Below are 10,812 nucleotides of genomic sequence, written 5' to 3'. Positions count from 1 at the left end.
ATAAAAACGGGAGTAGATATTTATCTACTCCCGTTTTTATTTCAAGATTATTTATAATCTATTTAATTCACCGGACAGCCAATTTCAGTAACTGAATTAATTACAATCTCGTCTACCGGAACATCTGAGCGGCCACCTGTTGTATGGGTTGCGACAATACTGATTTGGTCGGCGATATCCATTCCAGAAACAACCTGACCAAATACTGCATAGCCATCACTAGAAGCACTAGCGTCCAATTGTGGATTATCTAATACATTAATAAAAAATTGTGAAGTCGCAGAGTTTGGATCATTAGTTCGTGCCATTGCGATGGTACCGCGAGAGTTGCTGATCCCGACACTGGCTTCATTAATGATTGGGTCATTACCAGGCTTTGATACTAGCCCTGTCGTTAAGCCACCGCCTTGTACCATAAAGTTACTGATAGTGCGATGAAAGAGTGTTTCTTGATAAAAACCACTATCGGCATAAGTTTTAAAATTCTGCCCGGTAACAGGCACATTGGTTAAATCTATTGCTAGTGTCATGTCCCCTTTGGTGGTTGCCATTAAATAACAGATATCAGCTTTTAGCTCTGGAGCTTTGACTGGAGGTGTTGGCGAATCCGCGCTATCGGATCCGCATGCAGCGATAGACAGACAAGTTATTAGCGGCAACAGCTTCTTCATATTTGAACCTTTATATTATTTATAACCAACATTTAAAGAGGACAAATTATCCAATAAATGTGTTGTTTATGTTTTTGTTTGTAGGGCGTTTGTTGCGGTGAGTTTACATGTTGTGGGTTGGCTCGCAATAGTTCAGTTGCCAAAGTTACAAAATGTCGCAGTTCAACTTGTCCAATCGTGTGCCTAGAATAGAGGTTATCATGTCAAAAAAAGTTGAGCATTTCTGCTTGTATTGCTGAATTGTTAGCTGCTTTAATCTGCAGTCTTGAGGGGCTGTAGATCTTTCGTGCTGAGGTTTTGTCCGATTCTTTACCGTAAAGAATAATGCTTCTAGTGCAAGGCTTGAGCGATGACGCGTAGCCAGCTAAGTGAAGCGTTCATAACGTATTCTAATCATAAAAGAATAGAAGCAATGAAACGGATCCAAAGGACAGCATTTCTTGGCCATTTTTTCAGCGTTAAAGGCTCTTTGGGAAGAATCACTACACTACATAGTCTCTACCTTGCCAAAATGGCCAAGAAATTGCCGTAAAAACAACCATGAAAGAGCAGCAGAACCTAGATGTATTGGGTTGTTCTTTGGCTGTATTTTCTACTTTTTTGTGGTGGTGATTCATTGCATTTAGTTGATATAGACCTTGCTCTGTATCGGGAGAAAACTTGAAACAGAGCGGGTGAAAATATATAAAATCTACTTTCATATCAGTTGTTACATTAGCAAACACAAACAGGATAATGATCAACAACCTTTATCTCGTTTGGAGCGATACCGTTGAACAGTCGGCTGAAAGATCCATAACTACTTTTGACTTTTCGGATGATTAGCTTGTTGTTCTGTCAGAAAGGCTCATGTTTCATCTTAGGAGCCGTTGCTGCATTAAAGACAACTTGCTTCCAAAAGTCGTTGGTCTAGCTTATTCGTTGTCTTACTGTAATCCGAATAAATGGTCTTTTAGATAGCGACGCTATCTAGCCTTGTTACTCGCTATCCACACAAGGTCAGTATTTGTTGCTTAAGACAGCTTACTTTTTGCTGACAGGATATTTTTATAGATACGAGTTGCTACAGGTTTATCACTAGGGTTTGCAAATATGGCTTTAAAGCAATTCATGCTTGTTAGTTTCATTACCGCCAATGCAGGTGAGAATGAAAAGTTTAAATGCTTGCTTATCTCCTTTAGTAGTGAGCTTGCTTAGTATCCGGTTAGACTCTTTAATGTTTGCGCCATTGGCTAATAGCTCTAACTGTATATGCGCCGCGTTGTCTATATGAGACTTAAGCGTCATGCGGTGCTGCATTTCTATTAGTGTATTAGCTGGGTAGTTATTGTTCATGGGTCAATCCTCGCATTGGATAGTTAGTGGATAAACTAGTTGTTGATATCTTGCGTTTACAGCCCACATCCTTATGCTCTGCGATACAGCATGCGACTTAGCATAAGTAGTAGCATGTGCTTGTCTATTTTCAGTAACCTGTACCCCACTTGTAAGATTATTGATGTAGATTCTGGTCAAGGCTTTTGTATTGGTCCGAGTGCGACTACCGGAATCCTTCAGTAGTCTCGATAACCGCTTATCTCTATATCTTTATTTGTAATATATTCACGCGCCAAACTTATAATTTACATTACGCCTATATATGTATCATTCAAGCTGTATCGCTACCTATGGTTGCTTAAATATAGCGTTTGTGATTTTAGTCACTAATCGTCCTATTAGACTGTGAACTCTTTGTGTTGAACGTAGTGGCTTTGTTGCTAATTCAATATAAACAAGGTTTTATTGTTGCATTTAAAAGTTAATGAGAGCTCTACGTTTGAAGTACAGGCTTAGCGCTGTATCAATTTGGAGCGACGGGTGAGGGCAAATTCTACTAAGAAAACTGTAAACGATGACCATCTACATTTAATGAAACAGTGCCTAATTCCAAAAATTAAGAGGGCTAAGGTGCTGTTTATTCATCATGCATAAAAAAGAGTGGGAAAAAGGAAAGTTGCAACTGATTTGCCGTTATATGGTTGACTAATCATGCTTCCAAACGCCGCATGTCACGGCATTGTAAACTGATAAAAATAGACTCTATAGCTAGTTATTGGCTGCATGATTAATACTGGTTGCGAATCTACTTGGCCAATTGATCACCTAACGCTGTAACAAATAGCCCGCGGTTTTTTTCATACAGCATTGCTCCAAAATCTTTTAATGTGAGGTGCTCTTTAAGTTTTGTATAGTTAAGGCATTGAAAATAATGAAATTATAGTTTTGATCACTTTCAAGGTTGGTCATTGATTTCATCGAATGTAAACCACTGTCTTTTCATGAATCTTTACCTTACAGCTCATGGGGAAACTGTTACCTCACTTCCGCCTCGTCATTGTGTTTTATCGCTAATTAGATGTAGTGAGAACCAAAATATGAGTACGATCACAAAATATATTAGCTTTTGCGAAACAATAAAAATTCAAGTTTGAACTAGCTCACTTTTTACCCCTAGTTAAAAAAAAATACACGTTTCTATGTCACATAATTACTTGCAACCAATTGTTGCAGAAAAATACAGGGACACAATAAAAGAACAAAGGTTACAGCGATAATTACAAATTGAATCTTTGTAGGAGCGCTTCAAAAAGCGCATTTAACTGGAACGCAAAGAGGCATTAGAAATGAAAAGACGTACATTTCTGCAAGCGACTAGCGCACTAACTGCGGGCGCAGTATTAGTGGGCTGTGGTAGCGATAAGAAGACTCTACCGGTAACATCTCCCGATAAAGGTATTGATTGGACACCGATTGATCCATCAATACCGGTAAAACCTCCCGTAGTTGAAATTCCAAAACCACATGGCTATAGCGCCTGCTTGGTTAACTGTGGTTCTAACTGTCCTGTAAAAATTTTTACCAATGAAGACGGCACTATTCGAAATGTTGAATCTGACCTCAATATTGAAGATAAGGCTGGCGAAATACACCAAGTTCGCGCTTGTGCTCGCGGACGTTCACTTAAACAACGAACCCTTGCTCCTGATCGTATCAAGCGTCCGATGAAGCGTGTTGGTAAACGTGGTTCTGGTGAGTTTGTACCAATTAGTTGGGAGGAAGCTGGCGCAGAGATAGCCAACAAGATTCAGAATATAGCACAACAATATGGTAATGAATCTATTCTCAAGCTTTACGGAACTGGTGCGTATTACTCTGTAAAATCATCTAGCTGGTTCAACCGCATACTTTCTCTTAACGGTGGTTACTTACGTATTCAAGGTAACTATTCATGGCAGCAACTTAATTATGCGTCTAAAGCTACCGGTCATTATGGCACCAGTGGCTCAACGCTCAACGGTATTAAAAACTCAGATCTATTCTTAGGTATTGGCTATAACCCTAGTGAGATGCGCCAATCTGGTTCCGGCGAGGGCCGTGACTTTTTAGAAGCTCTTAAGGCAAACCCTAGCTGTAAAGTTATTATGGTCGACCCTCGTTATACCGACTCATGCTTAGGTAAAGAGGACGAGTGGCACGGGATCAGACCGGGTACAGACTCCGCTTTTGCGGAAGCGTTAATGTATGAAGCGATTTCGCAAGGTCACGTTGACCAAGAATTTATGGATAAGCACGTATCCGGTTTCGACAAAGCATCATTAGAAGCACTTAAAAAACAGCTAGAAGGTGCAGGAGATGAATTAGCGCAGTATGTCGACCCGGAAGAAAACTTCCATGATTACATTATGGGCGTTGGCAAGTTTGCTGCTGATGGCGCTCGCACTCCTGATTGGGCGGCTAAAATCTGTGGGATCTCTGCAGATAAGATTAAGCATATCGCTAGTCAATTGATGGGCGCAGCTAATGCCTTTATCGTTACCGGCGCCGGTGTAAACCGCCACGCCAATGGCGAGCAGGCTATGCGTTCATGCTACATGCTGCCTTGGGTATTTAATCAAGTTGGCCGTCTTGGTACCAGTAATGGCGCTATGCCATCGCAAGGTCGCTCAGGTTTAAGCACTCAAGGTATTAGCGGCTTATCTAACCCAGTGAAAACGACTATCTGTTTCTACAACTGGGAAGAAGCAATCCGTAATCATAAAAATATGACGGGTCGTACACATGATGTTGGCGGCCTTGAAGATCTCGACACGCCGCTTAAGACTGGTGTTAAGTGTATTTTCGCACTTAACTCAAATGCGTTAATCAACCAACACTCAGAAACTAGCCTCACCGCTAAGACGCTAGAAGATGAATCGCTATGTGAATTCATCGTGGTGAGCGACTGTTGGATGACGCCTAGTGCTAAGTTCGCGGACATTCTACTGCCTGACACTTCGTGGTTAGAAACTGACGACTTTGTTTCTGCTTCTTATGCTGCAGGTAACACCGGCTACGTTACAGCTATGAAGGGTGTTGAACCTATGTGGGAGTGTCGTGATTACTTCCAGCAAGGCCTAGTTATCGCAAAGGCTATGGGAATGGAAGCGGAATACACAGAGGGCAAAACTGAAGAAGAATGGATGGAAGCTTGTTACGCTGCTGCAATAGCTAAACCTGCCAACGCGAACTCCATTCCACCTATGCCACCGACGTTCAAAGAAGCACAAGAAATCGGTATTTTCCATTATGCCAACCCTGAACCGGTGATCTCAATGGACTCGTTCATTAGTGGCGGTAATCCACTAAGTACGCCAAGCGGCAAACTGGAGATGTACTCTGTCAATATGGCTAAGTTTGCGGTAGAGCGTACTTTCAATAAGTCAGTTCAAGGGGATTACGTAACCGCTTTACCTAAATATCAACCTACTTGGGGAGGGTATGAAGATAGTTCGAAAGATGTTGATACTGATTATCCTTTGCAGTTAGTTGGCTACCACACCAAAGGTCGTACTCACTCAAGCTACCATAACGTGCCATGGCTACGTGAAGCGGTAGAAGATGCCGTATGGATGAATCCTGTTGACGCTCAAGAGCGTGGTTTAAGCGATGGTGACTTAGTAAGGGTGTCTAGCGCTTATGGCACACTGGAAGTTCCGGTAAAAATTACAATTAGGGTAATGCCTCGAGTCGCGGCACTTGGTCAAGGCGCATGGTACGCACCTAACTTAAACCGGTTAGATGAACAAGGCAGGCCGATTGACGAAGGTGGTTGTTTAAACACTGTGACTCATTACCAACCATCGCCATACGCCAAAGGTAACCCACAACATACCAACCGCGTGCAAGTGCGTAGAGCATAGGAGTTAAGACCATGAGTGAAGAAAAGAAAGTTGTATTAGGCTTCTACTTTGACCAAAGCAAGTGTACTGGTTGTAAAACCTGCCACGTTTCTTGTAAGTCGCGTTCTGATCTTAAGGACGGTTTAATTTGGCGCAGAGTTTATGAAAGTGCTGGTGGTACTTTCCAAGGGAATGCTGACGGCAGTTTTAATAACGACGTTCACGCGTTTTATACTTCTGTAAGTTGCAACCATTGTGGGTTGCCTGCTTGTACTGCAGCTTGCCCGGTAGGAGCAGTCCATAAGGATGAAAAAACAGGACTTGTACTACCAGATGACGAGAAGTGTATTGGTTGTGGCATGTGCGCGAGCGCTTGTCCTTATGACGCACCTCAGATCGATACCGAACGGCGCAAGATGACCAAGTGTGACGGTTGTATTGATCGCTTAGAGATAGGACTTAAGCCTATTTGTGTTGAGTCATGCCCATTGCACGCACTTGATTTTGGCGATATGGAAGAGCTGCGTGCCAAATACGGTGATAGTGATCCGCACTTGGCGCCATTACCAGATCAAAAAGCCACCATGGCATCGCTTATTATTAAGCGTAACAAGCATGGTAGTAAACCAACAAAGGTTATTAACGCTCGAGAAGTGTAAAAACTATGGGCGCTCAACGCTGAGCGCCCAATAAATCATAGGAACAAGCGCCATGAATGATATCGCGAAACAAGCCAAGCCTAGAAAGGCCACTTTTTTTGATGCTGCGGAATCTGCAGGTATCGCTAAAATATTAAGCGTTGCTCTGGTGGATTACCCTGAGAATGACTTTATTGAACTGCTTAAAGATAGTGAGATTACGAAAACATGGCATATGAATGCCGATACTTTGGAATACACCAAAGGTTTACACCATTTATCAATGTATATAGAACAGTACAGTTTTGAGGAACTTACGCGACTCAAGCTCGATTATGGCCAGTTGTATTTCGGAGCCGGTATGCCTAATGCGTTACCTTGGGGTTCATGTTGGTTAAGTGAGGATCAAGCATTAAACGGTGACACGACACATGAGCTGGCAGCATTTTTTAGAGCCAACGAGATTAATGTTACGTTAAAAGAGAACCAACCAATTGATCATATGGGTATTATTTTGGCCGTCATATCCCAACTTTTAGATATTATGGTAACAGGTGGAGAGGATGGCAATAAAGCAAGACTAGTTTTAAGCATCTTACTATCGAAGCATGTTTTAACTTGGTCAGATAGCTTCATTGCTGCAAGTCTAACTCATGCTAATACACACTTTTATATCGGTATGGCTTATTTGCTCAAGGATTTATTAGATGCTATCAGTAGTGAGCTTGGTGTTTTTCCTGCTACACACGTTACAGCGATCAACCAGTGAGTGTTATTGAGGCGACCAGGCAACAATTCCATAAAAGTAACTTTGCTCAGGAGGTCGTTAAACGTCTTGTTGTCTCGCCCCAATATCACGACTTATTTTACTCCTGGAGTACGACGATAGAATCATTTAGCAATGTACTGGCTGCCATTGTTGCAGTGGAAGCACCTGACTTGCTAGACGTAAGACCAGTAACAGAGCATGTGTTACTGAAAGCGCTATTTGCGGCTTATTGCCCGCTATTTATTAAACAGATTCAAGGTAATGAAGAGTTAACTCATAGCCAGCAAATATTAATGTCTATTACTTTACGAGTAGCAAACGATTTAGAGGACAAGGTTAGCGATCCACAAGCGATAAAAGATATTAAGTTAATTAAAAAGTTCGCTGCTCAATCCCAAGCGCTAACTGTGGCTGCGTTAAGAGAAATGCGTTCAATGTCTTAATGCCTAGCAAGCACATTTAAGCGATAAATGAGCCTTATTCGATTTGCTGTATCAAAGCATACGTAGCTTTTACATGGGTTGTGGTTAATCCATTGGCTGTGATATGAGCTTTACCTCAATATAACTAAGAGGGGAAATTTAATCGAGCTAACTTTAGTCGGTGGTGTTGATTAGTTTAGCTATATAGTAAGCGAAATTTATAATGGCTGAAGCATTAATTTACTCACAGTAAGCACGTTATCATCAATGATATTTACCATCTTAACCAATAAAGCTCAGCCTTCGTATAGATGAGCATGAATAACCGTTTTCAGAATTATTATGCGTTTTTTGTTTCCGATCACATTATTGCGCTACCAATGGTTGCAGTATGAGTATTAGAAGTCGTTTCAGGTTTTTATAACATCGTGAGGTAAATAATATGGAAGCTTTAAGCAATGTTCACCACTTTAAGCATCAGACAAGGTTCACGCCTCATGCGTTCCCATTTGACGATACCGTTAGTTCGGCCCGGTTTGCTCAATCTAAAGATTTACGTTACCTCCATGAGCTAATGCCTTTATATCGCAGTCTTAGCTGTGGCAATAACGTATCGGAAGGACAGGTTCGTTTTGAACTCAGTGTTTATTGTAATAAATCTGCATATAGCTTTAGTACTTTAGTCTCGGCGCTTAATCTTTTTGAATGTATAGATGATGAAATAGGCGATAACTTGCTAAATGCCTTAACTGAAGATCACCTATTAACTATTCACAATCGGTTAATTTTTGATTCACTCTTTTTCGCCAAGTTTCACGCGATACTTATGCGTACGCCAGAAAAGACAGGTGTGTACTTCACCGAAATAGCCGCATATGTTTACGACCTCATCAGCGGAGAACAGCAGACAGTAAGAGAGCGTAATGCTCAAACTAAAGAGTTTGCAAAGAGCAATTTAATTAACGCCACTGAAACTCTGAAAGAAAAACAAACCCTTGAGCTTGAAAGGTTACGTGAGAACCATAGCACCACATTGAAATTTTATAAGACGAGTACAGCGCTATTGCTCCTAGCTGTAATGGTAATCGCTATATTCCCATAACGGTTAAAGGCCACAAGGATGCAAACATTGAGAGATAAAAGGTTGCTTGATTGCTAATTTTGACCAGTTTCATTAAACAATATTAGTAATGTTTAATGATCAACGTTTAGAACAAGCTTAGAGTATTTTCGCTATAGCAGCCATGCAAGAGCATGACGAACACGCGCAGCATTGCGCTAAGGTAGTTCCATGAAACTATTAGTACTAACCGTACTGGCTGCTGGTGGGTTAACAGCCTGTTCAGTAACGCCACATCCTTACAAGTATTTTGACGGGAAGATGACTCGGGATGAGCTTATCTACACTGTTAGTCAGCCAGCTGTCAGCAAATTTCTAACCAAGGCAGATCTAGCTTTACGTGCTTCGTTATTAACTCAGCAAGCTATTATGCAAAATGATGACTGCATGGGCCAACAATTAGTCAACTACAACGATATTGAAGTGCTACAGCTATTAAATCTGTATACCCATAAGTTGACTGCTCAGCAGTTGCAGGAAAAATATAGCGTTGCTGATATTAACAAAGCCAAGACACATTTTGGATATTCTATCGACACTTGTCTTAAACAGACACAGCAATTCATTGTTGATAATTACCGTTAATGTGACGTAGGCAACAATTGCAATAGAGAAGCTAGACAATAGCAACCGTCGGTTGCTATATAAATACAATAGGTTAACACCATGTTCACTAACACACATAAGTTAAACACGATACTCAAGCTTCAAGAAAGTCACTTTAACCGGTCGGCATATACGTGCTATCAAGCAGTATTTGTCGTGTTAGTTTGTTTAATTGGGCTGGTAGTCTGGGAAACGATACCGTTGATTACCATCACTCACGGAACTCTTTCATTGCTCATGTTCGTACTGACCATGTTCATCGTTTTGAGTTACTTTCAAGTGGCGATAATGTTTGCTCGTTGGAAAGACTGCAGTAATGAAAGCAACTTTATTTTTTTGTTGCTGATTGTTTGCTCTTCGTTGTGTTTACCACTGGGTATTGCTTTTGGGATCTATCTTCAATTTGCGGGGACTAAAGAACTACAAATATGAAGAGTACTGAGCACAGCTAAAGCACTGCAAGGGGACAAACTTAAGTGATGTAATCAAAGCGAGTGTATTGACCCATATAAGACCTAAGGAGAAGATTAGTTAGTTTTTTAGGAGCAAACAGTGTTAAAGCATCGGTAGGCTAGCACAGTGTTCATTGTGGAACTTTCAGATAGAAAGTTACTGGGAATACAATATAAAAACAATGCCTTACCGTTTACTGCTAATGGCGCAGGGACTACAACGGTGATAACAAAGCTTACAAGGAGTATGATTAATGCCAGATAAAGAAAGCCGAACCAATAGAGAACATGAATCCGATCTGCGCTTTATTGAAGACAGAAAAGAATATGTAGAGTTCGCCAATAACCAAAGTGATAATGCAACCTCTGCGCGTCAGCGCCAAGACCGTCGAAAGCAATCTGGTTGGCGTATTGGTACGATAGACGGCGTATTGTGCTTATTCCCTCATGTAGCCGTAGAACCTATTGTAGCGGCGAATGCTGAGATTGCTGAAAAGTTGCTAAACATAAAGTACGCTGATAAAAAAATGCCAGACTCAGTAAAAGCGGCAATTGAGCACTTAAAAAGCAATATGAAGGAATAGGCCAAACAGCAATAAATAGTAACACTCACTGAGCTGCAAGCCTTGCCAGTTGGGCGAAATTTTATTTTTCCGCCTTGATAATTGATTGCTACATAAATGAACAGTTATTAATGCGAACTCTTACCTTTTCTCATCATGAAGCTATGCGGTGTGCTCTGGAAGCATAATTTTATTCTGTGGTTTAACAATTAATAGCGAATGCATTAAAAGTTTGACTATTTAGCGTTTTGCCAATTTTTACCTCAGCCGCACTACGTGAGCTCCTCAGTCTTTCCACTTCTGCTTTGCATTGGCTTAAAAGGGAATAACCATTTCTTTACCAATGCGCTTTGAATTGAAAAGACAGAGGGGC

The 10,812-nt window shown here is 41.1% G+C and carries 10 protein-coding genes; 8 read left to right on the top strand and 2 right to left on the bottom strand.

Features of this window, described 5'->3' with window-relative positions; translation table 11 throughout:
- Window positions 1–62: 62 nt before the first annotated feature.
- A complete protein-coding gene (locus tag AB4238_RS13570; protein ID WP_372033906.1) occupies window positions 63–671 on the bottom strand; it encodes a peptidylprolyl isomerase in 609 nt (202 codons plus the stop codon).
- Between the two features lie 1,098 nt (window positions 672–1,769).
- Complete coding sequence (locus AB4238_RS13565; RefSeq protein ID WP_372033905.1) at window positions 1,770–2,006, bottom strand: hypothetical protein; 237 nt, start codon at window positions 2,004–2,006, stop codon at window positions 1,770–1,772.
- A 1,328-nt stretch (window positions 2,007–3,334) separates the two neighbouring features.
- Here AB4238_RS13565 and AB4238_RS13560 point away from each other — a divergent pair.
- From AB4238_RS13560 to AB4238_RS13525, 8 genes are all read left to right on the top strand, one after another.
- The gene (locus tag AB4238_RS13560; protein ID WP_372033904.1) at window positions 3,335–5,890 is read left to right on the top strand and encodes a DMSO/selenate family reductase complex A subunit; all 2,556 of its coding nucleotides are present in this window, start codon (window positions 3,335–3,337) and stop codon (window positions 5,888–5,890) included.
- Window positions 5,891–5,901: 11 nt separating this feature from the next.
- Window positions 5,902–6,528: a DMSO/selenate family reductase complex B subunit gene (locus tag AB4238_RS13555; protein WP_372033903.1), complete on the top strand. Its 627-nt coding sequence runs from the start codon at window positions 5,902–5,904 to the stop codon at window positions 6,526–6,528.
- A gap of 52 nt (window positions 6,529–6,580) precedes the next feature.
- Window positions 6,581–7,276 carry a molecular chaperone gene (locus AB4238_RS13550; protein ID WP_372033902.1) on the top strand — a complete coding sequence of 232 codons (696 nt, stop codon included), beginning with the start codon at window positions 6,581–6,583 and terminating at the stop codon, window positions 7,274–7,276.
- The gene (locus tag AB4238_RS13545; RefSeq protein ID WP_372033901.1) at window positions 7,273–7,719 is read left to right on the top strand and encodes a hypothetical protein; all 447 of its coding nucleotides are present in this window, start codon (window positions 7,273–7,275) and stop codon (window positions 7,717–7,719) included. Before AB4238_RS13550 ends, AB4238_RS13545 begins: the two co-directional genes overlap by 4 nt.
- 421 nt (window positions 7,720–8,140) lie before the next feature.
- Window positions 8,141–8,800: a hypothetical protein gene (locus AB4238_RS13540; protein WP_372033900.1), complete on the top strand. Its 660-nt coding sequence runs from the start codon at window positions 8,141–8,143 to the stop codon at window positions 8,798–8,800.
- 189 nt (window positions 8,801–8,989) lie between these two features.
- Window positions 8,990–9,403, top strand: coding sequence for a hypothetical protein (locus AB4238_RS13535; RefSeq protein ID WP_372033899.1), 414 nt, complete (start codon window positions 8,990–8,992; stop codon window positions 9,401–9,403).
- 177 nt (window positions 9,404–9,580) lie between these two features.
- Entirely contained in the window at window positions 9,581–9,856 is a 276-nt protein-coding gene (locus tag AB4238_RS13530) for a hypothetical protein (protein ID WP_372033898.1), read from the top strand.
- A 274-nt stretch (window positions 9,857–10,130) separates the two neighbouring features.
- Entirely contained in the window at window positions 10,131–10,460 is a 330-nt protein-coding gene (locus AB4238_RS13525; RefSeq protein ID WP_372033897.1) for a hypothetical protein, read from the top strand.
- The last annotated feature ends 352 nt before the right edge of the window (window positions 10,461–10,812 follow it).

Origin of the sequence: Shewanella sp. 10N.286.45.A1 (genome assembly GCF_041470405.1) — a bacterium.
Taxonomy (GTDB): Bacteria; Pseudomonadota; Gammaproteobacteria; order Enterobacterales; family Shewanellaceae; genus Shewanella.
The sequence above is the reverse complement of the archived record's forward strand: the minus strand, read 5'-3'. Positions and strand labels throughout refer to the sequence as shown.

Coding starts and splice junctions, on each gene's coding strand:
- AB4238_RS13570 (WP_372033906.1), bottom strand. CDS start 671: ATGAAGAAGCTGTTGCCGCTAATAACTTGTCTGTCTATCGCTGCATGC.
- AB4238_RS13565 (WP_372033905.1), bottom strand. CDS start 2,006: ATGAACAATAACTACCCAGCTAATACACTAATAGAAATGCAGCACCGC.
- AB4238_RS13560 (WP_372033904.1), top strand. CDS start 3,335: ATGAAAAGACGTACATTTCTGCAAGCGACTAGCGCACTAACTGCGGGC.
- AB4238_RS13555 (WP_372033903.1), top strand. CDS start 5,902: ATGAGTGAAGAAAAGAAAGTTGTATTAGGCTTCTACTTTGACCAAAGC.
- AB4238_RS13550 (WP_372033902.1), top strand. CDS start 6,581: ATGAATGATATCGCGAAACAAGCCAAGCCTAGAAAGGCCACTTTTTTT.
- AB4238_RS13540 (WP_372033900.1), top strand. CDS start 8,141: ATGGAAGCTTTAAGCAATGTTCACCACTTTAAGCATCAGACAAGGTTC.
- AB4238_RS13535 (WP_372033899.1), top strand. CDS start 8,990: ATGAAACTATTAGTACTAACCGTACTGGCTGCTGGTGGGTTAACAGCC.
- AB4238_RS13525 (WP_372033897.1), top strand. CDS start 10,131: ATGCCAGATAAAGAAAGCCGAACCAATAGAGAACATGAATCCGATCTG.